At 74.3% G+C, this 25,680-nt stretch carries 18 protein-coding genes; 7 read left to right on the top strand and 11 right to left on the bottom strand.

Annotated elements, in window-relative coordinates:
* Positions 1-75: 75 nt before the first annotated feature.
* A complete protein-coding gene (locus tag ACIO92_RS19235) occupies positions 76-642 on the bottom strand; it encodes a DUF4291 domain-containing protein (RefSeq protein ID WP_402281934.1) in 567 nt (188 codons plus the stop codon).
* Between the two features lie 399 nt (positions 643-1,041).
* Here ACIO92_RS19235 and ACIO92_RS19230 point away from each other — a divergent pair, with 399 nt between their 5' ends.
* Together ACIO92_RS19230 and ACIO92_RS19225 are read left to right on the top strand one after the other, a co-directional pair.
* A complete protein-coding gene (locus tag ACIO92_RS19230; protein WP_366444468.1) occupies positions 1,042-1,284 on the top strand; it encodes a DUF5133 domain-containing protein in 243 nt (80 codons plus the stop codon).
* Between the two features lie 311 nt (positions 1,285-1,595).
* Entirely contained in the window at positions 1,596-3,974 is a 2,379-nt protein-coding gene (locus tag ACIO92_RS19225; protein WP_366444469.1) for an excinuclease ABC subunit UvrA, read from the top strand.
* A 359-nt stretch (positions 3,975-4,333) separates the two neighbouring features.
* Here ACIO92_RS19225 and ACIO92_RS19220 read toward each other — a convergent pair whose 3' ends face one another.
* A complete protein-coding gene (locus tag ACIO92_RS19220; protein ID WP_366444470.1) occupies positions 4,334-5,590 on the bottom strand; it encodes a serine hydrolase in 1,257 nt (418 codons plus the stop codon).
* 658 nt (positions 5,591-6,248) lie between these two features.
* Between ACIO92_RS19220 and ACIO92_RS19215 the strand changes: the two genes are divergently transcribed.
* Together ACIO92_RS19215 and ACIO92_RS19210 are read left to right on the top strand one after the other, a co-directional pair.
* On the top strand, positions 6,249-8,189 hold the full coding sequence (locus ACIO92_RS19215) for an NAD-binding protein (protein ID WP_366444549.1): 1,941 nt from the start codon (positions 6,249-6,251) through the stop codon (positions 8,187-8,189).
* A gap of 269 nt (positions 8,190-8,458) precedes the next feature.
* A complete protein-coding gene (locus tag ACIO92_RS19210) occupies positions 8,459-9,712 on the top strand; it encodes a cytochrome P450 (protein ID WP_402281937.1) in 1,254 nt (417 codons plus the stop codon).
* Positions 9,713-9,719: 7 nt separating this feature from the next.
* Here ACIO92_RS19210 and ACIO92_RS19205 read toward each other — a convergent pair whose 3' ends face one another.
* The 5 genes from ACIO92_RS19205 to ACIO92_RS19185 form a co-directional block, all read right to left on the bottom strand.
* Complete coding sequence (locus ACIO92_RS19205) at positions 9,720-9,983, bottom strand: hypothetical protein (RefSeq protein ID WP_366444473.1); 264 nt, start codon at positions 9,981-9,983, stop codon at positions 9,720-9,722.
* A 404-nt stretch (positions 9,984-10,387) separates the two neighbouring features.
* Complete coding sequence (locus ACIO92_RS19200) at positions 10,388-10,864, bottom strand: NUDIX domain-containing protein (RefSeq protein WP_401237117.1); 477 nt, start codon at positions 10,862-10,864, stop codon at positions 10,388-10,390.
* A 53-nt stretch (positions 10,865-10,917) separates the two neighbouring features.
* Positions 10,918-12,123, bottom strand: a complete 1,206-nt coding sequence (locus ACIO92_RS19195) for an FAD-dependent oxidoreductase (RefSeq protein ID WP_402281939.1) — start codon at positions 12,121-12,123, stop codon at positions 10,918-10,920.
* Positions 12,124-12,232: 109 nt separating this feature from the next.
* Positions 12,233-13,669 carry an FAD-dependent oxidoreductase gene (locus ACIO92_RS19190; RefSeq protein WP_402281941.1) on the bottom strand — a complete coding sequence of 479 codons (1,437 nt, stop codon included), beginning with the start codon at positions 13,667-13,669 and terminating at the stop codon, positions 12,233-12,235.
* Positions 13,666-15,210, bottom strand: coding sequence for an FGGY family carbohydrate kinase (locus tag ACIO92_RS19185; RefSeq protein WP_402281943.1), 1,545 nt, complete (start codon positions 15,208-15,210; stop codon positions 13,666-13,668). The genes ACIO92_RS19190 and ACIO92_RS19185 overlap by 4 nt, the downstream gene beginning before the upstream one ends.
* Before the next feature lie 302 nt (positions 15,211-15,512).
* On the opposite strand from ACIO92_RS19185, the gene ACIO92_RS19180 reads away from it, so the two are divergent.
* The gene (locus ACIO92_RS19180; protein ID WP_366444550.1) at positions 15,513-16,487 is read left to right on the top strand and encodes a hypothetical protein; all 975 of its coding nucleotides are present in this window, start codon (positions 15,513-15,515) and stop codon (positions 16,485-16,487) included.
* Positions 16,488-16,559: 72 nt separating this feature from the next.
* Positions 16,560-18,089 (top strand): amino acid permease, encoded by a 1,530-nt coding sequence (locus tag ACIO92_RS19175; protein WP_366444482.1) that lies wholly within the window; start codon positions 16,560-16,562, stop codon positions 18,087-18,089.
* Between the two features lie 54 nt (positions 18,090-18,143).
* Here the strand turns inward: ACIO92_RS19175 and ACIO92_RS19170 are convergent, their stop codons facing one another.
* A complete protein-coding gene (locus tag ACIO92_RS19170) occupies positions 18,144-18,899 on the bottom strand; it encodes a GntR family transcriptional regulator (protein ID WP_366444483.1) in 756 nt (251 codons plus the stop codon).
* A 183-nt stretch (positions 18,900-19,082) separates the two neighbouring features.
* Between ACIO92_RS19170 and ACIO92_RS19165 the strand changes: the two genes are divergently transcribed.
* The gene (locus ACIO92_RS19165; RefSeq protein ID WP_366444484.1) at positions 19,083-20,423 is read left to right on the top strand and encodes a DUF2252 domain-containing protein; all 1,341 of its coding nucleotides are present in this window, start codon (positions 19,083-19,085) and stop codon (positions 20,421-20,423) included.
* Between the two features lie 330 nt (positions 20,424-20,753).
* Here the strand turns inward: ACIO92_RS19165 and ACIO92_RS19160 are convergent, their stop codons facing one another.
* The 3 genes from ACIO92_RS19160 to ACIO92_RS19150 form a co-directional block, all read right to left on the bottom strand.
* Positions 20,754-22,145 carry an FAD-dependent monooxygenase gene (locus tag ACIO92_RS19160; RefSeq protein ID WP_366444486.1) on the bottom strand — a complete coding sequence of 464 codons (1,392 nt, stop codon included), beginning with the start codon at positions 22,143-22,145 and terminating at the stop codon, positions 20,754-20,756.
* A gap of 200 nt (positions 22,146-22,345) precedes the next feature.
* Positions 22,346-23,074 carry a trypsin-like serine protease gene (locus ACIO92_RS19155; protein WP_366444488.1) on the bottom strand — a complete coding sequence of 243 codons (729 nt, stop codon included), beginning with the start codon at positions 23,072-23,074 and terminating at the stop codon, positions 22,346-22,348.
* 451 nt (positions 23,075-23,525) lie between these two features.
* Entirely contained in the window at positions 23,526-25,541 is a 2,016-nt protein-coding gene (locus ACIO92_RS19150) for an FAD-dependent oxidoreductase (protein ID WP_401237121.1), read from the bottom strand.
* Positions 25,542-25,680 lie beyond the last annotated feature (139 nt).

Raw genomic sequence — 25,680 nt, 5'->3', positions numbered from 1 at the left:
CCGTCGTGCAGATCGTGCGGGTCGCCGGGCCCCGGCGGCGACCGGTCGCCGCCGGAAGCCTCGGTCGGCAGGCTGTCATCGCCCGGGGGAGAGGGCGGCCTCCAGCGCGCGGGGAAGCGGGTAGGTCCGTTCCGGGGGAAGCAGTCGCTGGGCTCTGGCCGCGTGTCCGGTCTGCAGGAGCGACGCGGCCTTGCGGACCTGAGGAGTGAGGTCGGTGAGGCTGACGATCCACTCGTCGGTGAAGGCGCGGATCAGATGGCGGCCGATGCCGACCTGGACGCTGTAGTGGTTCAGCGCCGCCCCGCGCGGCGAGCGCTCGGGGTCCCACTGCACGTGCACGGCCGCCTGGGCCACGGCCGCCGGGTCGGCGGTCGTCAGCACGGCCTGGGACAGGGCCTCCTCCCAGCCCTCCCGGGTGATCCGCACCGCGAGAACGCGTTCCTGGCCGGACTTGCGGCCCCAGTTGCTGCGGTGCATCAGCCAGGCGAACGACGGCTTGATCCATGTCATCCGCTGGAAGGAGAAGGGTGCGACGAAGCGGCCCGCCGACAGTGCCGGATCGGCGATGGCGGGTGCGTACGCCTGATAGACCACGATCGTGCGGGCGTCGTAGTCTGCACGAATCTGATGTTGGGGTGCCATGTGCCGCACCCTGTCATCTGGTTCGCGGACGCGGCGACCCCATTTTCTCCGGGTGCCGGAGGCGGTCGAGCGGGAATCCCCCGTGGCCGGGCGCGAGGAAAGCGGATCCGCACCGGCACGGGAATCGCCGGTGTGCGGCTTCTGGGACCGCGGCTCCTCGCCGGTCGTGCCTCGGACACCGGGCCGCCGCCCTTCGGCCCGGGGAGCGGGCCCCTCTGGTCCGCCAGGCGGCGCCTGACGCGCCGCCGTCTTCGCCTCGGCGGCGTACTCCGTCATGCGTGCCGCAGCCGCGCCCCGGGAGGATGGCGGACCCCGTCTCGTCACGCAGCGTGTCCGTGCCGGTCGCGTACGCGGCGGGCGGCCGGGAGTATGGAACGAGCCACGAGACAGGAGGGCCCCATGCTGCTGCCCGACACGAAGACGGTCGACCGGCTGCTCCGGCACTACCGCGCCCAGGAGCGGACCGTCCTGGCCAGGCCCCTCGACCTGTCGGCCCGCAGCCGCTTCGAGGACACGGCCTACACCCTGTGCGTCCTCATGGGAGAGCGGACCGCCCCCGCGGCCGTCCGCGCCGCCGAACGACACCTGGCCGGAAAACGCCCCACGCCCCGGCAGCCCCTCGAAGGCCTCCCCGGAGCCTGAGCCGACGCCCCGGGCCGTACGGGGAAGGACGCCGGGCCTCACGAGTACCGGCCCTCGGGCGCACGGGACGGACATCCCGGGCCGTACGAGCACGGGCCCCGGCAGTGGCGGAAGGCCAGCCGTACGAGAACGACGCTCCGGGCTTTCCGGCGGCGGGCGTCCGGCTTCGGTCGGCTTCGGTCAGGATTTGAGAAGCGTCACGGTCCGGCCGCGACTAGCGTGGCAGTCATGGACCTCGCGACACGTCCGCCGTCGGACACGGCAGGACGCGCCGGTCCGTGTCCCGGACCCGTGCGACAGCTGGAGAGACGATGAGCAAGGCCCCGAGGGCGGACAAGACGCCGCACCCGGCCGACCGGCACGACCTGATCCGCGTGCACGGAGCACGCGAGAACAACCTCAAGGACGTCAGCATCGAGATCCCGAAGCGCCGGCTCACGGTCTTCACCGGGGTCTCCGGTTCGGGCAAGAGCTCCCTCGTCTTCGACACGATCGCCGCCGAGTCGCAGCGGCTCATCAACGAGACGTACAGCTCCTTCGTCCAGGGATTCATGCCCACCCTGGCCCGCCCCGAGGTGGACGTCCTCGACGGGCTCACCACCGCGATCATCGTCGACCAGCAGCGGATGGGCGCCGACCCGCGCTCCACGGTCGGCACCGCCACCGACGTCAACGCGATGCTCCGCATCCTCTTCAGCCGCCTCGGCGCGCCGCACATCGGCCCGCCCAGCGCGTACGCGTTCAACGTTCCCTCGGTGAAGGCCAGCGGCGCGATCACCGTCGAGCGCGGCGACAAGAAGGCCGTCAGGACCACCTTCCGGCGCACCGGCGGCATGTGTCCCCGCTGCGAGGGCCGCGGCACGGTCTCCGACATCGACCTCACACAGCTCTACGACGACTCCAAGTCGCTCAACGAGGGCGCGCTCACCATCCCCGGCTTCACCCCCGGCGGCTGGAACTACCGCCTCTACGCCGAGTCCGGTCTCGTCGACGCCGACAAGCCGATCCGCCGCTACACCAAGAAGGAACTCCAGGACTTCCTCCACCACGAGCCCGCCCGCATGAAGATCGCGGGCATCAACATGACGTACGAGGGACTCGTCCCCCGCATCCAGAAGTCCTTCCTGGCCAAGGACAAGGAGGGGATGCAGCCGCACATCCGGGCCTTCGTGGAGCGGGCCGTCACCTTCACCACCTGCCCCGAGTGCGACGGCACCCGCCTCTCCGAGGGAGCCAGGTCCTCGAAGATCCGGAAGATCAGCATCGCCGACGCCTGCGCCATGCAGATCAGCGACCTCGCCGCCTGGGTCCGGGGCCTCTCCGAACCGTCCGTCGCGCCCCTGCTCACCGCGCTCCAGCTGACCCTGGACTCCTTCGTCGAGATCGGCCTCGGCTACCTCTCCCTCGACCGGCCCGCGGGCACCCTGTCCGGCGGCGAGGCGCAGCGCGTCAAGATGATCCGGCACCTCGGCTCCTCGCTCACCGACGTCACGTACGTCTTCGACGAGCCCACCGTCGGCCTGCACCCGCACGACATCCAGCGGATGAACGGCCTCCTGCTCCAGTTGCGCGACAAGGGCAACACGGTCCTCGTCGTGGAGCACAAGCCGGAGACCATCGCCATCGCCGACCACGTCGTCGACCTGGGCCCCGGCGCCGGTACGGAGGGCGGCACGGTCTGCTTCGAGGGCACGGTCGACGGGCTGCGCGGCGCGGACACCGTCACCGGGCGGCACCTCGACGACCGGGCGTCCGTCAAGAGCGAGGTCCGGCGGCCGAGCGGGGTCCTGGAGATCCGGGGCGCCCGCTCCCACAACCTGCGGGACGTGGACGTCGACATCCCGCTCGGGGTCCTCGCCGTCGTCACGGGTGTCGCGGGCTCCGGCAAGAGCTCCCTCGTCCACGGCTCGATCCCGGCGGGCGAGGACGTCGTCTCGATCGACCAGAGCCCGATCCGGGGCTCGCGCCGCAGCAACCCGGCGACGTACACGGGTCTCCTCGACCCGATCCGCAAGGCGTTCGCCAAGGCCAACGGCGTGAAGCCCGCGCTGTTCAGCGCCAACTCCGAGGGCGCCTGCCCCACCTGCAACGGCGCGGGCGTCATCTACATGGACCTCGGCATGATGGCCGGGGTCTCCTCCACCTGCGAGGACTGCGAGGGCAAGCGGTTCCAGCCCGCGGTCCTCGAATACCTGCTCGGCGGCCGGGACATCAGCGAGGTCCTCGCGATGTCCGTGACCGACGCCGAGGAGTTCTTCGGCTCCGGCGAGGCGAAGACCCCGGCGGCGCAGCGCGTCCTGGCCCGGCTCGCCGACGTCGGCCTGGGATACGTCAGCCTCGGCCAGCCGCTCACCACGCTCTCCGGGGGCGAGCGCCAGCGCCTGAAGCTGGCCACGCACATGGGCGAGAAGAGCGGCGTCTACGTCCTGGACGAGCCGACCACCGGACTTCACCTCGCGGACGTCGAGCAGCTCCTCGGGCTGCTGGACCGGCTCGTGGACTCCGGGAAGTCGGTCATCGTGGTCGAGCACCACCAGGCGGTCATGGCCCACGCGGACTGGATCGTGGACCTCGGCCCCGGCGCGGGACACGACGGCGGCACGATCGTCTTCGAGGGCACCCCCGCGGAACTGGTGGCGGCCCGCTCGACCCTGACCGGCGAGCACCTGGCGGCCTACGTGGGGGCGTGACGCCCCTGTCGGCTCCCACCTGAGGCATCCGGCGGAGGGGCGGACCGGGGGTTCCCCGCGCGCGGGGAACCCCCGGTCGTACGGACCCGGACCGGCGGGCGGACGATCGCCCGGGAGTCCACGCGCGCGGGGAACCCGAGCCCCGGGCCCCCGCCGATCCGGGTCCCACGCGCGCGTGGGACCCCGGTACCGGCTCCATCGGGGTGCGCGGGCCGTCCCCTGGCTCCCCGGGCGGGCGGGTGGGGAGCCGATCGGGACGCGGTGGTCGCTCTTCCCACGAGGGCTCCCCGCGCGCGGGGGCGCCCCGACCACGTCCACCACGGCGCCCGGCACCCTGCGCCCGAAGGGCCGACGCCCGGTCAGTCCGTGCGGCGCGCGGCCCTCCGGCGGCGGCCCCACAGCGCCAGGGCCGCCGCGCAGGCCGAACCCACGAGGGCCAGCGGCAGACCCGCCGAGAGGCCCGAGGGGGCCGCGCCGTGGCCCGTCTCCCTGCCCGGCACCGCCCCGGCGCGTGCCTCGGCGTCGTCCGTGCCGACCGCGTTGCCGCCGTGGGCCACCGACAGCGCGTGCGTCCCGCCGGTCTCCGGCGCCTTGGTCCTCTCCGGCAGCAGCGATCCCACCGGCAGGACCCGGCCCGCCGCCCTGAAGCCCCAGTCGAGCAGCTCGCGGGCCTCCTCGTACACCGCGAAGCCGCCCCCGGACTGCGGGTTCATCACCGAGACGACCAGGGTCCGGTCGCCCCGCCGGGCGGCGGAGACCAGCGTGTTGCCCGCGCCGCTCGTGTAACCGTTCTTGATCCCGATGAGCCCCGGATAGTGGGCGACTCCGTCCGCGCCGGTCAGCAGCCGGTTGGTGTTCGCGATGCCGAACGACCAGCCGCCCGCAGGGAAGTCCGCGTACCGGGTCGAGCAGTACCGGGTGAACTCCGGGTCCTGCAGTCCTGCCCTGCCGAACAGCGCCAGGTCGTACGCGGACGAGACCTGCCCCGGCGCGTCGTACCCGTCGGGGGACACCACGTGCGTGTCCCGGGCGCCCAGGGACCTGGCCTTCTCCTGCATCTGCCGGGTCATCGAGTCCCAGCCGCCGTTCATCGCGGCCAGCACGTGCACGGCGTCGTTCCCCGAGCTGAGGAAGACACCGTTCCACAGGTCGGAGACCTTGTACGTGTACCCCTCCCTCACCCCGACCAGGCTGCTGCCGTCCCCGATCCCGGTCAGCTCGGAATCGGCCACGGTGTGCTGCTCGGACGGCTCGTGGCGGGGGAGCGCGGTGAGCGCGAACAGCGTCTTCAGGGTGCTGGCGGGCGGAAGCTTCCGGTGCGCGTTCCGGGCGGCGAGCACCTCGCCCGTGGAGGCGTCCGCCACCACCCACGACAGTGCGGAGACCGACGGAGCGGCGGGCACCCCCGGCAGGACCTGCACCTGGGTGCCCGTCCGGTCGAGCAGCGCCGGGTCGACGTACTGTCGCGCGGGCGGCGTCGGTTCCGCGAGGGCGGTGCCCACCCCGAGCGCCGGGGCGGAGGTGACGGAGGAGGCCGAGGCCGCCGGGACGGGCAGCACCAGCAGCAGCGCCGCGGTACCGGCGGCAGCGTGACGGACAGCTGACGTGACGATCATTCAGCCACCCTAGGAACCGGGCGCCGCCCGCGCAGATCGGAGTGCGCCGACCGGCGTAGCGTACGTGCCGTACGGGTGTGGCACACCGCCCGGCCGCCCCGCGACACCGTCCGCCACGGCCTCCGGACCCGCCCCGGACCCGTCCTGAACCCGCGCGGACCTGCCCCGGACCTGCCCCGGACCCGCCCCGCACTCGCCCCGATCTGCCTCCGGAGCCATGACCGGACCCGCCCCCGGCCTCGCCGCCGACCCGTCCGCGCGGGCTCCGTACCCGCCGACTCCGGGCGGGCCTCCGTCCGGCCCGTACGAACATTCCGAGCGAGCCGTCCCGCTGGGAGGACCACTTCGGGGCGGGCTCCGTACGCGCTCCTCCCGAGCCGCCCGTACGAGCCCTCCCCACCCCCTCCTCCCCACCCTGCGGGGACGGCCGCTCCCGCCCCTCCGGACCGCTGTCGGTGCCGCAGGGCATCCTGGTGACGTGCCCTCATACCCGAACCAGAGCAACACCGTTCCGGCCGGGAGCGTCCCGGTGCCGGCCGCCGCCCCGGCCCACCGGACGGTCCCCGGACCCGCCCGGACCCCCGGTCTCCCCGGCGGGCCCTTCGGCGCGCCCGCGCTCCGGCCCGAGCGGCAGCCCCGTACCGACCCCGACGGGCACATGATCGTCTGCGGCGACGACGCCCTCGCCCACCGACTGGCGGGCGAGCTGCACGAGGTGTACGGGGAGCGGGTCACCCTCCTCGTCCCCGCCGGGGCCGACGCGCCCCGCACGCCCACAGCCCGGTCGGGCCGCGCCCTGGCCCTCTTCGGACGGGTCACCGCCGCCGTCACCCGCACCACGGCCCCCGCCACCGTCCCGGACCCCGCCACCGACGACGACGGCGGGACCACCGGCGCCCTACGGATCGTGGCGGCGGCCGAGGCCGACGACCGGGCCCTCACCGAAGCCGGTGTCGAGCGGGCCGCCGCACTCGCCCTCGTCCACGAGGACGACGAGACCAACATCCGGGCCGCGCTCGCCGCCCGCCGCCTCAACCCCCGGCTGCGCCTGGTCATCCGGCTCTACAACCGCAAGCTCGGACAGCACTTCGAGACCCTGCTCGACCAGGCCGCCGCCGTCGCCGAACCGGGCCTCGACCCGGAGAAGCTCGACGCCGCGACCACCGTCCTCTCCGACGCGGACACCGCAGCGCCCGGCCTCGCCGCCGCCGCGGTCGCGGGCACCAGCAAGGTCGTACAGGCGGGCGGACTGCTGCTGCACGCCGTCGAACGGCTGCCCGCCGCCGGACAGGCCCCCGACCCGGGCCGCTGCACCCTCGCGCTGCTCTCCGCGACGGCAGGGGACCCCGCGGGCTGCGAGGGCTCCGAGCGCAGCGGCGAGGACGGCCCGCGCCTGCTCCCCGACGACCGTACGGTCGCCGCCGCCACCGGCCGCGCCGCCGTCACCCTCGAAGCGGTCACCGCGGCGGGTCCCGCCGCGCCCGCCGCCCGGCTCGCCGCGTCCGCGCTGCCCGTCGCCTCCCTCTTCTCCCGCAGACTGCGCTGGTCCCTGGCCGGAGCGGCCGCCGCCGTCCTCGCGCTGGCCCTGGCCTCCACCTTCACCACCGGCGACCACCCGCTGCACGCGGCCTATCTGACGCTCCTCGACATCTTCGCCATCGGCGATCCGGCGGTCGGCGAGGCGACCAGCCGCCAGGTCCTGCAGATCCTCGCCGGGTTCGTCGGGCTGCTCCTGCTGCCGGTGATCGTTGCCGCCCTGCTCGAAGGACTCGGCACCTTCCGCTCCGCCACCACCCTGCGGCGCCCGCCCCGGGGGCTCTCCGGCCACGTCGTCCTCCTCGGCCTGGGCAAGGTCGGCACCCGGGTCCTCGCCCGGCTGCGGGGGCTCGGCATCCCCGTGGTGTGCGTCGAGTCCGACCCCGAGGCCCGGGGCATCGCGGTCGCCCGCAGGCTCCGTGTCCCCACCGTCGTCGGAGACGTCACGGAGGAAGGAGTCCTGGAGGCCGCCCGCATCCACCGGGCGCACGCCCTCCTCGCCCTCACCAGCGTCGACATCACCAATCTTGAGGCGGCGCTCTCCGCCCGCGCCGTCACGCCGGACCTCCGGGTCGTCCTGCGCCTGTTCGACGACGACTTCGCGACCGCCGTCTTCCGCACCCTGCGGACCGCGCACCCCGCCGCCCTGACGCGGAGCCGCAGCGTCTCCCACCTCTCCGCGCCCGCCTTCGCGGCGGCCATGCAGGGACGGGAGGTGCTCGGCGCCGTCCCCGTGGAACGCCGGGTGCTCCTCTTCGCCGCCGTGGACGTCGCGGACCATCCGCTGCTCGACGGCCTGACCGTGGCGGAGGCCTTCCGGCCGGGGGCCTGGCGGGTCCTCGCCCTCGACGGGAGCCGCGTCGGCCCGGCGGACCGGCGCCGGGACGGGAACCGGACGTGGCGCCTGGAACCCGACCGGCTCCTCCGGCCGGGGGACCGGGTCGTGGTCGCGGCCACCCGCCGGGGCCTGGCGGAACTCCTGGGCCGGGGCGGACCCGGCGGGCGTACGGAGGGAAGAGCGACGGGGGACGAACCGGTACGCGCGGAGGGGAGCCGACCGTAGGATCGGACCGCCCGGAACCACCACGCCGTTCCACCGCGCCCGTCCCTCTACGCGTACTCCACCGTCCGCGCTCGACCGCGCCCGCTCCACAGCGCCTGTCTCACCGGGCCCGCTCCACCCGGCCCACCCGCCGACGACCCGCCCCGCGAGGCCCCCGCCCCGCGAGGCTCCGTCCCACAAGGCCCCGCCCCACAGGCCCCCGTGAGGCTGCCGCCCCGCACGACCGTTCCGCCGTACCGGACCGCTCCCCGTAGTCAGGAGTTCTCTCCATGGACACGACACCGCACCGCTCCGCATCCGGCCGTACCCCGCACCGTCTGGACCCGGCGGGCGGCTGTCCGCACGCCGACAACGCCCGGCTGCTCGCCGGAGGGGCCGTCGTCCCGGTCGTCCTGCCCGGCGGGATCGAGGGCATGGCGGTCCTCGGCCACGACGCCCTCCGCGAGTTCCTCGCCCACCCCGACGTCGCCAAGGGCCCGCAGCACTTCGCCGCCCTCGCCGAGGGGCGCGTACCCGAAGGGTGGCCGCTGCGGACCTTCGCGACCGTCCCCGGGATGACGACCGCCGACGGCGCCGACCACCGCCGGTTACGGACCCTGGTCAGCAGCGCCTTCACCGCCCGCCGCATCGAGGAACTGCGCCCCCGTGTCGAGGCGGTCACCGCCGAACTCCTCGACGGACTCGCCGAGGCCGCCCGGACCGGCGGCGGTGTCGCGGACCTGCGCCGGAACTACGCGCTGCCGCTGCCGCTCGGTGTCATCTGCGAACTGTTCGGCGTGGACCCGGCCCATCAGGAGCGGTTGCACGACCTCTCCGATCTGGTCGTCGCCACCGACACCGAGCCCGCGCGGGCCGTCGCCGCGAACCGGGAACTCGCCGGAATCCTCGCCACCGTCGCCGCCGAGAAGACCGCCGCACCCGGCGACGACCTCACCAGTGCCCTGATCGCCGCCCGCGACGAGGGCGGCGACCGCCTCGGGCAGGCCGAACTGATCGGCACCCTGCTGCTGATGATCATCGCGGGACACGAGACGACCCTGAACCTGGTGACCAACGCGGTCCGGGCGCTCTGCGCCCACCGGGACCAGCTGACCCTGGTCCTGGAGGGCCGTGCCACCTGGGCGGACGTGGTGGAGGAGACCCTGCGCTGGGACAGCCCGGTCAGCTACTTCCCGTTCCGCTACCCCGTCCGGGACCTGACGCTCGACGGCACCCCGATCCCCCGGGGCACCCCCGTGCTGGCCGGATACTCGGCGGCAGGCCGGGACCCGAAGACCCACGGCCCGGACGCCGACCGCTTCGACATCACCCGTACGCCGACGGTGAAGCACCTGTCGCTCGGGCACGGCCCCCACTACTGCCTGGGCGCGCCGCTGGCCCGGCTGGAGGCGACCGTGGCCCTGCGGGCGCTCTTCACCCGTTTCCCGGAACTCGACCTCGCCGCCCCCGAGTCCGCGCTGCGCCGCCACGCGGGCTTCGTCGGCAACAGTGTCAGCGAGCTGCCGGTCCGGCCGCTTCCCTGAGGGTCCGTCACCCCTGTGGCGGTGGCGGGTCGTCGTGCTCCCCCGGGGCCGGTGGGAAGCTCCGCAAGGACGACACCAGACGCAGCAGCCGGTCCTCGTTCCCCTCCAGGCCCGCCGCGCGGAGAGCCTCGTCCACCTCGGCCATCGGCCGGGTGAGCATCTCTCCCGCGCGCGGGGCGAGGCGGGGATCGGTCAGCACGGCCCGGGTGGACTGGAGCAGCCGCAGATACGCCTGGGCGGCCGCGCGCTCCGGGGCGGTGATCGTGGTCATGTCGGGCTCCCTCTCGACAGTTCGGCAACCCCAACTCTCGCCCACAGGTCTGACAACGATGTGCCGGGGTGGGCTCCGATCGCTGTGGCCCGTGGCCCGTGGTCGGGAGTCCGTGGTCGGGAGTCCGGGCTCGGGAGTCCGGGCTCGGGAGTCCGGGGCTGGGGTCGGGGGTCGGGCGTCGGGCCTCAGGCCCTCCGTGTCCCGGGGAACGTCTTCCCGGGCCGTCCGGAGACGAGTTCGCCCAGGTGCCGCCGGGGCAACTCGTCGCCGTCCTCCACGGCTCAGGCCGGGCGGACCGCTACCGGAGCCCGCCGGGGCGGGACCCGACCGGTGCCCCGGCCCGGCCCTCCACGGGACCCGGCCCGCTTCCCCTCCCGGCACAGAACACGTCGTCCCCGCCGTGCTCAGGCCCGTCCTTCGAGCCGCGCCGAGAGGCGTTCCAGGAACACCCGCTGGCCCTCGACGAGGAGCGGGACGGCCCTGTCCGGCGGGTACCAGGCCACCCGGTCGATCTCGGGGAACTCCGCGCGGACCCCGGACCGGGGCGGCCACTCCATGGTGAACGTGCCCGGTACGACCGCCGCCGGGTCGAGGGTGCCCTCGACGGCCCAGACCGTGACGACCTTGCCGCCGCGCTGCCGGGACTCGCCCAGATCGAGCCACGGGCCCTCCGGGGCCGGAAGGCCCAGTTCCTCCTGGAACTCGCGGCGAGCCGCCGCCTCCGGCGGTTCGTCCGGCCCGTACTCGCCCTTGGGGATCGACCAGGCCGCCTGTTCCCGGGAGGCCCACAGGGGCCCGCCCATATGGCCGATGAGGACTTCGACGCCCCCGTCCGTCGTACGGCGGAAGACGAGGAGACCCGCGCTGCGTTTGTCCGGCATGTCGCCAGTGTGACCGAAGGCCCCGGCCCTCGCGGCGCCGCCGCCCCGGAGGCTCACTCCTCCGCGCCGAGCACCACCGGGCCGCCCGCCGGGTCCACGCCGTCGGTCCACCGGGGTGCCAGCCGCAGCGGACGCCCGGGGTCGAGCGTCCCCCGCAACCGCTCCCGCCGCAGCGGGGAACCGTCCTGGCTGACGGTCAGGAGCGGCCGTACGAGCCGCCGCTCGGGCCGTACGAGGAGGGTCACCGGTTCCGTACCGAGGAGCCCCGGCGTCACCCGGCGCAGCGGCCCCGCCGTCGTGACCGGCACTCCGCCGCCGGGCCAGGGCCGTCCGGCGAGCCGGTCGAGCACGGCCGCCGCCACCGCCCGGCCCTCGGCGGCGGCCGTCTGCGCCGGTTCCCCGCCGTGCAGCAGGTTCCCGACGGCGAAGACACCCGGCTCGGCGGTGTGGAAGGCGCTGTCCGTCACCGGCCCCCGGATGCCCGGGGCGAGCGGCAGCCCACCGGCGCGGGCCAGTTCGTGGTCGGGGATCCAGTCGCCGGTGAAGACCACCGTGTCGCAGCGCAGGACGTGGGCGCGCCCGTCGCCGCCCCGGACGACGACCCCGGTGAGCCGGCCGCGCCCGCGCAGTTCCGTCACGACCGTGTCGGTGAGCACCGGCACCGGTCCGAAGGCGCGCGGGCGCGCCGGGTGTGCACCGACGACCGCCACGACCTGGACCCCGGCCGCGCGCAGGGTCCGCACCGCACCACGTGCCACGGCTTCGCCGCCGACGACCACGGCCCGGTGGCCGACCGGCTCCTGCCAGGTCCGGCCGGACAGGACCAGTCGCTGGAGCTCTCCGGTGGTGAACACCCCGGCGGGCCGTGAGCCCGGGACGAGCCGTGCGCCGCGGGGCCGTTCGCGGGCGCCGGTGGCGAGGACCACGGCGCGGGCCCGGATCTGTTCGAGGCCGGTGGGGGCGGTGACGTCGAGGGTCAGGGGACCGGCCCAGCCGGTGGCCGACACGCCGGTGCGGACGGTCGCCCCGGCGCGGAGCGCGGCGCGCACTGCGCGCCGCGCGTATCCGGGGCCGTCCAGGGGGCGGCCCCGGGCGTCCGCGCCGAAGCCGGGGCGCGCGCAGTGCCGGGGGACACCGCCCGCGGCCCGTTCCCGTTCCAGGACCTCGACGCGGCCCGCACCGGCCGCCGCGAGCCGGGCGGCGGCGGCGAGCCCGGCGGGGCCCGCGCCCACGACCAGGACGTCGACCGTACGGTTCACCGGGTCCCTCCCCGTACGGCCGTCACGGTCCGCGCGCCGAGGGTCCGGCGTACCGGAGCCGCTCCTCGTACGGGTGCCTGCGCACGCGCGCGTGCGGCGGGAGCGCCGTTCACCGTCGTTCCTCCCCGCCCCGCCGAGGGCGTCCGTGTTCCTCGAAGAGCGCGCGCACCTCCGCGCCGCAGTAGTGGCCCTGGCAGCGGCCGCCCCGCGCGCGGGTCCTGCGGCGCAGACCGTCGAGGCCGCCCGGGGGGATCGTCGAGGTGAGGGCGGCGCGGATCTCGCCCCGGGTGACCCGCTCGCAGTGGCAGACGATCGAGCCGAACTCGGGGTCGCGGGCGATGAGCCGGGCGTCCCGGTAGGGGCGGGGGAAGGCTTCGCCGAGGTTCGGCATCGTGATCGCGGCGAGCGGCCGTTCGGGGCCCGGGTCGAGGCCGCAGTCGGCGAGCAGCCCCCGGACGTGTTCGGCGACGGCCAGGGAGGCGGTGAGGCCGGTGGAGCGGATCCCGCCCACCGTCACGTACCGCAGCTCCGGATGCGCGGCGATCCGGTAGTCCTCCTGGCCGGTGGCGGCGCGCAGTCCGGCGTAGACGGCGGTGACCTCCTCGTCGAGCAGGGCGGGCAGGACGCGGCCGCCCCGCTCGCGGAGTCCGGCGAGCCCGTCCGCCGTGGTGCCGGTGGCGGTCTTGTCGGTCAGGTCCTCGGCGGTGGGGCCGAGCAGGACGTTGCCGTACACCGTGGGGGTGATCAGGACCCCCTTGCCGAGCGGGCCGGGGACGGGCAGCAGGATGTGCCGTACGAGGCCGCGGGCGAACTTGTCGAAGACGAGGAGCTGGCCCCGGCGCGGGGTGACGGTGAAGTCCTCGCGGCCGACCAGCGCGTCGAACGCGTCGGCGTGGAGTCCGCAGGCGTTGACGAGGTAGCGGGCGCGCAGGACACCGCGCCGGGTGCCGAGCCGGTGGTACGGCTCGCCCGGCCGGACCTCCTCCACCCGGCAGCCGAGGTGCAGGTCCACCCCGGAGCGGACGGCCTGGGTGGCGTACGCGAGGGTCGTCGTCCACGGGCAGATCACGGACTCGCCCGGTACGTCGAGCGCCCCCAGGGCGCCGGGTCCCAGGTGCGGTTCACGGGACCGGAGCGCTTCGGCGGAGAGGGGCCGGGTGGTGCGGTGGCCGTTGCGCACGGCCTTCCCTGCGAGGCGGGGGAGGGCGGCGAGCTGCTGCTCGTCCCAGGCCACGAGCAGGGCGCCGAGGGGTTCCACGGGGATGCCGGTCTCCCGGGCGTACGCGGAGAGCAGCCCGTGGCCCTCATGGACGAGGCGGGCCTCCAGGGTCCCGGGGACGGCGTCGAAACCGGTGTGCAGGATGGCCGTGTTGGCCTTCGACGTGCCGTCGCCGACGTCGTCCGAGGCGTCCACGAGCGCGATCCGCAGCGGATGGCGGGCCAGCGCGCGGGCCACGGCGGAACCGACGACACCCGCGCCGACGACCACGACGTCGTACACGTCGTCGCGCCCACCGGGCAGCGCCCCCTTCCGGGTGACGCTCACCGGACCCCACCGGGAACGGCTCCACCGGGTGGGACCCTTCCGGGTACGACCCCTCCGGATACGGCCCCGTCAGGGACGGTCCCGCCGGAGCCCGCCCCGCCGGTACCCGTTCTTTCGGCCAGTGACGTGACCTCGGTGCGGAAGCGGGCCAGACGGGTTTCGGCCTCGTCGCGGGAGATCCGGGGTTCGTACACCGCAGAGGGCCTCCACCGCGGCACGGCCCGGTCGAGGGTGAGGTGCGGGTCGTGGCCGAGGCGGGCCACCGCGCCGACGCCGACGGCCGTCGCGTCGGGGGACGCGGCGACCTCGACGGGCAGTTGGAGCAGATCGGCCTGGGTCTGCATGAGCAGCGCGGACCGGGTCAGCCCGCCGTCGGCGCGCAGCGCGGTCGGCGGCGCGCCCCGCTCCGCGGTGACGGCCGCGGTGAGGTCCACGACCTGTGCGGCGATCCCCTCGCAGAGGGCGCGGACCAGATGGCCCCGGGTGGTGTCCAGGCCGAGGCCGGAGAGGGAGCCGCGCACGTCCCCGCGCCACCAGGGCGCGGCGAGTCCGGCGAGCGCCGGGACGAAGGTGACCCCACCGGTGTCGGCCACGGTGCCGCCGACGGTGTCGATCTCCCCGGCGCCGGTGAGGACTCCGAGGTCGGTGAGCCAGCGGACGGCGGAGGCGACCGTGTAGACCTGTCCGTCCAGGCAGTGGGTGACCCGGCCGCGGAGCCGCCAGGCGACGCAGCCGACGAGGCCCGAGGTGGTGCGGTGGGGCGCGGGCCCGGTCCTGGCGAGGAGGAAGGCGCCGGTGCCGTACGTGCACTTGGCGGCGGCCGCGTCGTCGGCGCTCTGGGCGAGGAGCGCGGCCTGCTGGTCCACCAGGAGGCCGGTGAGGGGGAGCGGCGGGCCGAAGGCGCGGGTGGTGCCCACGGGGGTGTCGCAGTCCACGATCCGGGGGAGGCGTTCGCCGCCGAGGCCGTAGTGGTCGAGGGCGGTCCCGGACCAGGCGAGGGTGTCCAGGTCGAGGAGTCCGGTGCGGCCCGCGGTCGCCGTGTCGGTGACGAAGGCGCCCGTGAGCCGGTGGACCAGCCAGGCGTCGCTGGTGGTGACCACCCCGGCGCCGGTGGCGTGGCGGCGGATCCAGGCCATCTTGGGCGCGGCGAAGTAGGGGTCCACCGGAAGCCCGGTGATGTGTCTCAACTCGACTTCGTGGAGGGCTAGTTCGTCGCAGAGCGCGGCGGCTCTGCGGTCCTGCCAGACGAGTGCGTCGGTGAGGGGTTCGCCCGTCCCGGGGTCCCAGGCGAGGACGGTCTCGCCCTGGTTGGCGAGGCCCACGGCGGCGACCCCGGTGCCCGCCTCGGCGAGTGCCGCGCGTCCGGCGGCGACCACGGAGTCGTACAGCTCACGCGGGTCGGTCTCGACCAGACCGCCGGGCAGGTGGCGGGGCCGCACGGGCGCCGTGCCGCTGCCGATGACTCCGCGCTCGGGGCAGAGGACGAGGGCCTTGGTGCCCGAGGTGCCCTGGTCGACGGCGAGTACGGGGCCGCCCGTCATCGTGCCGCTCCTGTCCTGGTGACCGCACGGTGATCACCCGATCACCGAAAAGGGTCAGAGTGCCGTCCCGGCGGGGCTGCGTCAAGCCCCGGGCCGGGAGCCCGTCACCTCCACCGGGCTACCTGACAGTAAGTCAAATTCAGTCGCTGGCTGAATAGTTACCGTCACGGAAGAAAGTGGACCGGTCACGTCCAGAGACCTCTATAGTGATCGCCGATCAACGGCCGGGACGCCGCCGGGGGACTGACCACCCCCACCAGCCACCGAGGACCCATGTCACCGACACCACCCCCCACCCCCTGATGGCCGCCCAGGGCTTCCGCCCCGTCTACCACCCGGCGGGCCACGACCACGCCCTGCGCCACGCCCTCCAGGACTTACGCACCGGGCGCTGGGTGGCGATGGCCCGGCTCCTCGACGAGACGGCCGACTGGGACGGCTGGACCCGGCGGACCCAGGTCCTCGCCGCCGTCGCCGCGGGCACCGACGTCGTCCACGCCTGGCGCGCCGAACAGCCCGACAGCCTGGCCGCCACCGTCATGCACAGCCGGGTCGCCGTCGAACGGGCCGTACGCGCGCACCGCGGCGCCCATCCCCGCACCAGGGAGCTGTGGCAGGAGGCGTGGACCGCCTGCCGGGACGCCGCCGACCGCGCCCCCGAGGACCCCGTGCCCTGGATCGGGCTGATCGCCCTCGCCGCCCTCGACGGACGCCAGCGGATGGCCGAGCACCGCGCCACCCCGCCCGCCCCCATGCTGCCACCGGGGCCCTGGGGGCTGCTCGCCGAGGCGGAGAAGCGCGACCCGCACAACCGCGAGGCGCACCACCGGATGCTCCAGTTCGTCTACGCCCGGCGCCCCGGACCGCTCTCCGAGGCCGTCAACTACTCGCACTGGGCGGCCTCCTCGGCCCCCGTCGGCTCCGCGCTGCACGCCCTCCCGCTCTATGTGCGCGTCGAGCGCTACCGGCGCGAACGCGGCCACGAACGCGCCCTCGACCTGCACTGGGTCGGCGAGGACGCCGTGCGCGACGCCCAGCGCGCCCTCGACACCTGGTTCTTCTTCTGCGCGACCGACGACGCCTCGCTGCTCGACCTGAACCATCTCGCGCACGCGCTCTACGGCGCCCTGCACTTCGTCGACGCGGCCCGGGTCTTCGAGGCCCTCGGCCCCTTCTACACCACCCTGCCCTGGGCGTACCGGACCCCCCATCCGGACGATCGCGCCCTGGCCGAAGAGGTCTTCCTGCGCGCCCGCGCCCGCTGTCTCAGCGGCTGAGCCCGCCACGGCCGAGAGCCGCGCGCCCGACCCCTTCCGCCCCACCGCTCACCCCCGTCCCCGGAGGAACCGATGCCCCGCACCGCAGCGCCCGACGCGATACGCACACCCCCACCCGTCCATGACGAGGAGGCGCGGCTCAGGGAGCTCGGCTACCAGCCCGTCCTGGCCCGCCGCATGGGTGGTTTCGGCAACTTCGCCATCAGCTTCTCGGTCATCTCCGTCCTCTCCGGCTGCATGACCCTGTACGGCTTCGGCCTGGGCACCGGCGGACCCGCCGTGATGCTCTGGGGCTGGGCGGGCGTCGGTCTCTTCGTCCTGTGCGTCGGCCTCGCCCTCGCCGAGGTCACCAGCGCCTATCCGACCTCGGGCGCGCTCTACTACATGGCCGACCGGCTCGGCGGGCGCCGCTGGGGCTGGTACACGGGCTGGCTGAATCTGCTCGGTCTGCTCGGTGCCATCGCGGGCATCGACTACGGCGCCGCGCTCTTCACGGGAGCGTTCCTCAACCTCCAGTGGGGCTTCGTGCCCACCCCGGAGTCCACCTTCCTCATCTTCCTGGCGATCCTGCTGCTCCACGCCACCCTGAACCTCTTCGGGGTGCGTCTGGTCAGCGTCCTGAACTCGATCAGCGTCTGGTGGCACCTCGCGGGTGTCGCCGTCATCGTCGGCGCCCTCGCGTTCATCCCCGACCACCACCAGTCCGTCGACTTCGTGTTCACCGAGTTCGTCAACGACACCGGCTGGGCGAACCCCTTCTACGTCGCCGCCATCGGCCTGCTGCTCGCCCAGTACACCTTCTCCGGCTACGACGCCTCGGCCCACCTCTCCGAGGAGACCTCCAACGCCTCCGTCACCGCCGCCAAGGGCATCGTGCGGGCCATCTGGGTCTCCTGGATCGCCGGATTCGCCCTGCTCGCCGGGCTGACCTTCGCCATCCAGGACTACACCGCCACGCAGAACAGCGCCACCGGCGTCCCGCCCGCCCAGATCTTCCTGGACGCGCTCGGCACCGGCGGCGCCACCGCGCTGCTCCTCGTGGTCATCGTCGCCCAGCTCTTCTGCGGCAACGCCGAGGTCGCCGCCGCCAGTCGCATGGTCTTCGCCTTCAGCCGCGACAACGCCCTGCCCGGTTCGGCGATCTGGCGGAAGATCAGCAACCGCACCCAGACCCCGGTCCCCGCCGTCTGGCTCTCGGTGGCCGTGGCCGCGCTGCTCGCCGTCCCCTCGCTGTACTCGGCCACCGCCTACGGCGCCGTGACCGCGATCAACGTCATCGGCATCACCCCCGCCTACGCCATCCCGATCTATCTGCGGCTGCGCGCCGGAGACCGGTTCACGCCCGGCCCGTGGAGTCTGGGCCGCTGGAGCAAGCCGATCGGCTGGACCGCCGTGGTCTGGGTGGCGCTGGTGACCGTGCTGTTCTGCCTGCCGCAGAAGTCCCCCGTGACGGTCGACAGCATGAACTACGCCGTGATCGCGCTGGCCGTGGTCCTCGTCCTGGCCAGCGTCTGGTGGTACGTCGCCCGCCGCTCGTACGGCACTCCGACGGCCTACGGCACGGCCCGCGAGGAGGCCGAGATCGCCGAGGGCATCGTCTGACACCGGGCCCATGTCCCGTCCGCGTTCCCCCTGCGGACGGGAGCGGGAACACCGTCAGGCGCTGAACTCGTACGTCCAGGAGGCCGAACGGGACGAGCAGCAGTCGATGTCCGTGATCTCCAGCGCGTGCCCGTGCTGGTCCGACACCACCCGGTGGACGACCAGCCGGGCCGCGCCGCCGGCCGTCGTCGTCATGGGGCCGGGCGGAACGCCGACCGACTCCCGGTGGGTGATCCGCAGCCCCGCCTGGTGCATCCAGTGGTACAGCAGCCGCAGGTCCGGCTGCTGGCGGTAGTCCCGTCCGCGCCGGTAGCGGGACAGCTGCGGGATCTCGGTGAGGGCGGCCCGGGAGAACCAGGACACCGCCCGCTGGAGCGCGTTGCCCTGAGGCCCGAGCACCACGTGCCGGTGCACGAGGGTCGGCTCACCCGGGGTGAGCAGCAGCCTCGGTGCCAGCGGCGCGGGCGGTGTCTCCCAGGTCAGCGAGGCCCGGACCAGGGCCTCCGCCGCGCGGGGGCCGCCCGGGAAGGTCGGCCGACGGGCCGTCAGGGACGGGCCGGTGTCCTGGCTGTCCGTCCCGCCCGCGGCGAACGTACCTCGTCGGTCCGTGACCACCAGCCTTTCCTCCCGCAGGAGTTGCAGCGCGCTGCGTACGGTCTGTCGGTTGACGTGGTACCGCTGGGACAGGCAGCGCTCCGAAGGGAGCCTGCTGCCGGGGGCGATGCGCCGGTCGGCGAGGTCCTCGCGCAGCGAGGCGGCAACCCGGAGGTAGAGCGGCGGGACCGCCGCCTCGAAATCGGGCTCGGCCATGATCAAACCTTTCTTCGCTCTGTGTGACCGCGTGGGTCGATTGTGTGAGCAATTCCTATCATTGGTCTAAACCATTTAGCTAGGCCGGTCCGGCAGAGTGGCCGAAAGGAGCGTCGCACCGTGTAATGAGGTAGCAGGTGGCGGGCCAAGGGACCGCGCCGAGGCGAAGGCGGGTGAGGCCGGATGACGACGCCGTCGGAACGCGCCGCACGGGGCAAGGAAGCCCGTCGACGAGCCCCCCGATCCTCCCACGGCCGTTGGATACCCAGCTCCCAGCGCCCCGACCCCCTCGACGTCCTCGCACGGCAGTGCACCGACCGGCTGCCCGACCTCGTCCCCCTCCGGTACGCCCGGATGGCCGCCTCCCCCTTCGCCTTCCTGCGCGGCGCCGCCGCCGTCATGGCCGCCGACCTCGCCGCGCCCCGCCACACCGGACTCACCGTCCAGCTCTGCGGCGACGCCCACCTCCTCAACTTCGGGGTCTACGCCTCACCCGAACGGCTGCTCCTCTTCGACGTGAACGACTTCGACGAGACGCTCCCCGGACCCTTCGAATGGGACGTGAAACGGCTCGCCGCCAGCGTCGCCGTCGCCGCCCTCCAGAACGGCAGCGCCAAGGCGGGGGCCCACCGTGCCGCCCTCCTCGCCACCGAGTCCTACCGGACCCACATGCGCCGCCTCTCCGGACTCGGCGAACTCGCCGTCTGGTACGAACGGATCGACGCCGACGACCTCGTCCACCTGGTCCGCCGCCAGGAACGCGCCCGTGTCGCCGGCCGTCTCGCCCGTGCCCGGCGCCGCACCAGCCTCCACGCGCTCGCCAAGCTGACCGCCCCCGACGCGGACGGCACCCGCCACTTCGTCGAGGACCCGCCGCTCCTCGAACGCACCACGGACCTCGACCGGGTCACCCTCGGCAAGATCTTCAGCGACTACCGCAGCTCCCTCTCCGAGGAGCGCCGCGTCCTCCTCGACCGCTACCGCTTCCTCGACGCCGCCCGCAAGGTCGTCGGCGTCGGCAGCGTCGGCACCCGCTGCTCCGTCCTCCTCCTCGAAGGACGCGACCCGGGCGACCCGCTCGTCCTCCAGATCAAGGAAGCCGTGCCGTCCGTCCTGGAGCCCTACCTCGTCCCGACCGCCTACCCCCATCAGGGACGGCGGGTCGTCCACGGCCAGCGCCTCACCCAGGCGGCCAGCGACATCTTCCTCGGCTGGATGACCGGGCCCGAACGACGGCACTTCTACTGGCGCCAACTGCGCGACATGAAGGGCTCGGCGGAGGTCGAGACCATGTCGCCCACCATGCTGCGGGACTACGCGCGGCTCTGCGGGCGCGCCCTGGCCCGCGCCCACGCCCGTTCCGGCGACCGCATCGCCGTCGCCGCCTACCTGGGCGGCTCCGACGTCTTCGACCGCGCCGTGGCCGACTTCGCCCTCGCCTACGCGGGCCAGAACGCCGACGACTACGCGGCCCTCGGCGCGGCGATAGCGGCGGGCGTGGTCACGGCCGCACCCGCGGGCTGACGGGCCGGTTCGGGCCAGGCCCCCGGTCGGGATGGCCGGGATGGCGGCGCGCGGGCGCCCGCCCGACCTTGAGGGGCCAGCCGTCGCTCGCCGGTCCCACCGTCCCTCACGGGTGTGCCGCCCCTTACGGGCCCCGTGAACCCTTACGGGTCATGCCGTCCCGTAAGGGTCCGGCGATCCCGTAAGGGTCCGGCGATCCCGTAAGGGTCCGGCGATCCCTTACGGGTCCGGCGATCCCTTACGGGTCCGGCGATCCCTTACGGGTCCGGGTACGGGCCCCGGCCGGGGAGCGCGCCTGCCGCTCGCGGGCACCCCCGCGGGCCCGCTCCCTCAGGTCTCCCGGCGCAGAGGTGGTTCCGTCGGGGTCGGGGACACCGGGCCGAACAGCACCGCGCGGGCCACCGAGGGGGCGAAGAGCCCCGTCAGGGGTCCGGTCAGGGTCAGCGCCTCCCGGAACGGCTTCCCGACCACCGGATCGCCCGCCGCCCGTTCCTGGACCCGGGTCAGATACCAGCCGACGGCCTTGTCGAGCGTCCCCGAACGGGCCGCGTCCCCCGTCGCGCCGGGCATCTTCTTGTCCGCGCCTGCCGAGATGTCCCACGCCTGCCGGGAGGCGGCGAGCAGCGCGCGCTGCACCCGCCGGGTGGTCGGGACGCGCCTCCGGTCCGCGAGCGCCCGGCGCAGCGCGACCGCCGTGATCGCGGCGACGGCCATCCCCTGCCCGTAGACCGGGTTGAAGGCGCAGAGCGCGTCCCCGGTGGCGAGGAACCCGGCCGGGCGCCGCCCCGGACGGTCGTACCGGCGCCGGATGTTGGCGGTCCTGCGGAAGCCGTACACCGGGGACTCCGGTTCGGCCCGAGCCAGCCAGTCGCTGATCAACGGATGGGGGAGCCGCTTCGCGTACTCCTCGAACGCCCCCTCCTCGGTGGGAGGTTCGTCGCCCCGCAGCCCCGAGAGGGTGACGAGGTGCCGTCCGTCGCCGAGCGGCAGCACGACACCGCCGTACACCTGGGAGGGGTTGGGCACGATGTTGTAGCCGACGGTGTCGGTGCCGGGGTCCCCGGCGGGCACGCGGTACACGCGCGTGCCGTACGCGAGGCCGGTGTCGAGGGTTTCCTCGTGCGGCGCCTCGGCGCCGATGCCCGCCAGCCAGTCGGCCGCCCTGGTGGACCGCCCGGACGCGTCCACCACCAGATCTGCGGCGAGCGTACGGGTCTCCTTGTCGCCGCCCGCGCCACGCGTCCGCAGTCGTACGCCCCGGACCCGGGCGGAGTCGCCGACCAGGCCCACGGTCTCGGTGCCGTCGAGCAGTTCGACCCGAGGATCGGCCGAGACCCGCTGCCGCACCAGCCATTCCAGCTGCGGGCGCGGGCCGCTGTAGAAGTACGAGCTCGCGGACGAGCGGCGGAACCACCGGCCGCCCTGCCACTGGATCATGTCCTGCGGGATGCCCACCTCCGGGGCACCGAGTTCGCGCAGTTCGTCGGTGAACCCCGGCAGCAGTTCGTCGAGCGCCCGCTGCCCGCCGTGGATCAGCACATGAAGATGCCGCCCCTGCGGGACCCCGGGCCGTGAATCCGGCCCCTCCGGGAAGCGGTCGCGCTCGACGACGGTCACCTTCTCCGCGTGTTCGGCGAGGACGCGGGCGGCCAGCAGCCCGGCGAGACTTCCCCCGATGACCACCGCGTGGCGTGTCGCGCGATGCCCCAAGTCGTCGGCCATACCCGCCCTTTCGTGTCGTGGACCCCCGGCCGTCCAGTATCACACTGCGGTACGTGCCGCGTCGTGTTCCGTCACCGCTGCGGTGGACACGACCGTACGGTTTCGGCCGCCCCGTCCCGTCCCGCCCCGGCCCCTCCCCGGAGCGGACGCGGGCCCGGGGCCCGTCCCCCGCGGGGGCGGGCCCCGGGGGGACCTCAGGCTCAGACTCCGGCGATCGACCGGATCCAGGAGCGGTAGGCCGTCACGTTGGTGTACGCGGTGGTCGTCTGGCGGTCGCTCGTCGACGCCACCCCGACCTGGATGCCGGAGGCCGTCATCGGACCGCCCGAGTCGCCGCCCGCGGTGATGCCGTCGCCGCGCCGGGCGCAGATCGCCGAACCGCCGTAGGCGTCGGTGCAGCCGCCGGTCACCGTCACGTTGGCGACCTTCAGGTACCGGGACTGGCAGTTGATCTCTGAGCCGCACTGGGACGTGGCGCCCCAGCCGTACACCTGGACGCCCTGCCCGACGCTCACCGAGCCGGGCTGGCCGAGCTGGGAGTAGGTCGTCGACACGGACCGGTCGAGGCGCACGAGCGCCAGGTCCGAGCTGTGCGTGTAGGTCTGGGTGCCGTTGGCGACGGTTCCGCCGCTGAACTGGTCCAGGCTGCCGATGCGGAAGGAGAGCCCGCCGCCGCTGACGCAGTGCTTGGCGGTCAGGATCCAGGTGGGGGCGATGATCGTCGCCGAACAGGTCTCTCTGCCCTGGGAGTACAGACGGGCGGCCCACGGGCCGCTGGAGGCGTAGCCGCCGCCGATGATGGGCCGGACGCTCTGGCCCGTGGCACCGGCCGGTCCGTTGTCGGGCGCGGCGGTCGCGGTGGGGGCCAGCAGGGCGAGCACGGAGAGGGCTCCGGCCGCGGCGGACGCCCAGATGCGGTGAATGCGCAAGGTTCCTCGTCTCCGACGGCGCGCGGGAGCGCCGCCCGTGGGGGTGGGGACAGTGGAACCAGACTCTTCTCGCGGGAGGCCGCCGGGTAATCCCGTCCGGGCATAACACCGTGCTATCGGTCGGCCTCCCCGGGCTCGTTCCGCCCCGGACCACCCCCGGGCGCCCGTCAGCCGCTCCACCCGGAAGCGCCCCGTCCCGATCCCGCCCCGCGGTACGAGGCGGCGCAGCCGGTCGGGTCCGTCCGTCGGCGCTCCGACTGGCCCTGATCCGGCGTGAGACGGCGGGAGGGTCCGGCCCGGAGCCCGGTCGCGCCGACCACGGCCGCCGCCCGCGTCCGCCGCAGCGGGGCGGCCCGCGTCGGCCGGGGCCGGACGGTCCCGGCCGGACCGAGGCGCCCGGCGCGCACGAGCACGGGGCCTCCCGTGCCCCGGAACGGGCGGTCCGTACGGCTCAGAGGGTGGCCGCGAGCCGGGTGCCCTGGTCGATGGCCCGCTTGGCGTCCAGTTCGGCGGCGACGTCCGCGCCGCCGATCAGATGCGCCGTACGGCCCGCCGCCACCAGCTCCTCGTACAGGTCGCGGCGCGGTTCCTGGCCCGCGCAGAGCACCACCGTGTCGACCGGGAGGAGCCGGGCCTCCCCGCCGACGGTGAGGTGCAGCCCCTCGTCGTCGATCCGGTCGTAGGTGACGCCCGCGACCATCGTCACGCCCCGGTGCTTGAGTTCGGTGCGGTGGATCCAGCCGGTGGTCTTGCCGAGACCCGCGCCGACCTTGGACTCCTTGCGCTGGAGGAGGTGCACCTGGCGCGGCGCCGCACCGCGCTCGGGGGTGCGCAGACCGCCCCGGTTCTCGTACGAGGTGTCCACGCCCCACTGCCGGAAGTACGTCTCGGGGTCCTGGCTCGCGCCCTGGCCGTCGTCGGTGAGGAACTCGGCGACGTCGAAGCCGATGCCGCCCGCGCCGATGACCGCGACCCGCTCGCCGACGGGCGCGCCGTCCCTCAGCACGTCCAGGTAGCTGAGCACGCTGGGGTGGTCGACGCCCGGGATGGCGGGGGTGCGGGGCGCGACGCCGGTGGCGACGACCACCTCGTCGTAGTCGTCCAGGTCGGCGGCGGTGACGGGGGCGTCGAGGCGCACCTCGACACCGTGCTCGGCGAGCTGGACGCGGAAGTAGCGCAGCGTCTCGTCGAACTCCTCCTTGCCGGGCACCCGTCTGGCGACGTTCAGCTGTCCGCCGATGTCGGAGGCGGCGTCGAAGAGGGTGACGGAGTGGCCGCGTCCGGCCGCCGACACGGCGCAGGAGAGTCCGGCCGGGCCCGCGCCGACGACGGCGATCCGCTTGGTGCGGCGGGTGGGCGAGAGGACCAGTTCGGTCTCGTGGCAGGCACGCGGGTTGACCAGGCAGGAGGTGATCTTCAGATTGAAGGTGTGGTCCAGGCAGGCCTGGTTGCAGCCGATGCAGGTGTTGATGGTGTCGGCCCGGTCGGCCGCAGCCTTCGCGACGAAGTCGGGGTCGGCGAGGAAGGGGCGGGCCAGCGAGACCAGATCGGCGCGGCCGTCGGCGAGGATCTCCTCGGCGACCTCGGGGGTGTTGATGCGGTTGCTGGTGACGAGCGGTACGGAGACCGCGCCCATCAGCTTCTTCGTCACCCAGGTGTAGGCGCCGCGCGGCACGGAGGTGGCGATGGTGGGGATGCGGGCCTCGTGCCAGCCGATGCCGGTGTTGATGAGGGTGGCCCCGGCGGCCTCGATCTCCTGGGCGAGCCGGACGACCTCCTCCAGGGTGGAGCCGCCGGGCACGAGGTCGAGCATGGAGAGGCGGTAGACGAGGATGAAGTCCGGGCCGACCCGCTCGCGGACCCGGCGGACGATCTCCAGGGGGAAGCGGACGCGGTTCTCGTAGGAGCCGCCCCAGCGGTCGGTCCGGTGGTTGGTGGCGGCGGCGATGAACTCGTTGATCAGATAACCCTCGGAGCCCATCACCTCGACGCCGTCGTACCCGGCCTCCCGGGCCAGCACGGCGCAGCGGACGTAGTCCTCGACGGTCCGCTCGACCTCGGCGTCGGTCAGCTCGTTCGGTACGAAGGGGCTGATGGGGGCCTTGAGGGCGCTGGGGGCGACGAGCCCGGGGTGGTACGCGTACCGGCCGAAGTGCAGGATCTGCATGGCGATCCGGCCACCGGCCTCGTGGACGGCGTCGGTGACGGTCCGGTGCTCGGCGACCTCTTCGGCGGTGGTGAGCTTGGCGCCGCCGTCCCAGGGCCGTCCGGCCTCGTTGGGCGCGATGCCGCCGGTCACGATGAGGCCCGCGCCGCCCCGGGCACGCTCGGCGTAGAAGGCGGCCATGCGCGCGAAGCCGTCCTCGGTCTCTTCGAGGCCGACGTGCATCGACCCCATGATCACCCGGTTGGGCAGGGTGGTGAACCCGAGGTCGAGCGGGCTGAGCAGGTGCGGGTACGGGGTCATGGGGCGCCTCCTCGCGCGGGATCGTCGCCCTCAGTTCTAGGGGACCCCCTCTCCTTATGCAACTAGTTGCAGAGCTTTCCGGGAGTGACATCTACTACTCGGTAGCCTCGGGGCCGTCGCCGCCGGGCCCGTAGGAGTC

This window comes from Streptomyces sp. NPDC087215, from assembly GCF_044744885.1.
In the GTDB taxonomy this organism is placed as follows: Bacteria; Actinomycetota; Actinomycetes; order Streptomycetales; family Streptomycetaceae; genus Streptomyces.
The sequence above is the reverse complement of the archived record's forward strand: the minus strand, read 5'-3'. Positions and strand labels throughout refer to the sequence as shown.

Bases quoted from the DNA above. Each gene is read 5' to 3' on its own strand.
- ACIO92_RS19205 (WP_366444473.1), bottom strand. From the start codon at position 9,983: ATGACCACGATCACCGCCCCGGAGCGCGCGGCCGCCCAGGCGTATCTG.
- ACIO92_RS19225 (WP_366444469.1), top strand. From the start codon at position 1,596: ATGAGCAAGGCCCCGAGGGCGGACAAGACGCCGCACCCGGCCGACCGG.
- ACIO92_RS19230 (WP_366444468.1), top strand. From the start codon at position 1,042: ATGCTGCTGCCCGACACGAAGACGGTCGACCGGCTGCTCCGGCACTAC.
- ACIO92_RS19160 (WP_366444486.1), bottom strand. From the start codon at position 22,145: ATGGCCGACGACTTGGGGCATCGCGCGACACGCCACGCGGTGGTCATC.
- ACIO92_RS19215 (WP_366444549.1), top strand. From the start codon at position 6,249: ATGATCGTCTGCGGCGACGACGCCCTCGCCCACCGACTGGCGGGCGAG.
- ACIO92_RS19220 (WP_366444470.1), bottom strand. From the start codon at position 5,590: ATGATCGTCACGTCAGCTGTCCGTCACGCTGCCGCCGGTACCGCGGCG.
- ACIO92_RS19170 (WP_366444483.1), bottom strand. From the start codon at position 18,899: ATGGCCGAGCCCGATTTCGAGGCGGCGGTCCCGCCGCTCTACCTCCGG.
- ACIO92_RS19180 (WP_366444550.1), top strand. From the start codon at position 15,513: ATGGCCGCCCAGGGCTTCCGCCCCGTCTACCACCCGGCGGGCCACGAC.
- ACIO92_RS19175 (WP_366444482.1), top strand. From the start codon at position 16,560: ATGCCCCGCACCGCAGCGCCCGACGCGATACGCACACCCCCACCCGTC.
- ACIO92_RS19235 (WP_402281934.1), bottom strand. From the start codon at position 642: ATGGCACCCCAACATCAGATTCGTGCAGACTACGACGCCCGCACGATC.
- ACIO92_RS19185 (WP_402281943.1), bottom strand. From the start codon at position 15,210: ATGACGGGCGGCCCCGTACTCGCCGTCGACCAGGGCACCTCGGGCACC.
- ACIO92_RS19210 (WP_402281937.1), top strand. From the start codon at position 8,459: ATGGACACGACACCGCACCGCTCCGCATCCGGCCGTACCCCGCACCGT.
- ACIO92_RS19150 (WP_401237121.1), bottom strand. From the start codon at position 25,541: ATGACCCCGTACCCGCACCTGCTCAGCCCGCTCGACCTCGGGTTCACC.
- ACIO92_RS19200 (WP_401237117.1), bottom strand. From the start codon at position 10,864: ATGCCGGACAAACGCAGCGCGGGTCTCCTCGTCTTCCGCCGTACGACG.
- ACIO92_RS19165 (WP_366444484.1), top strand. From the start codon at position 19,083: ATGACGACGCCGTCGGAACGCGCCGCACGGGGCAAGGAAGCCCGTCGA.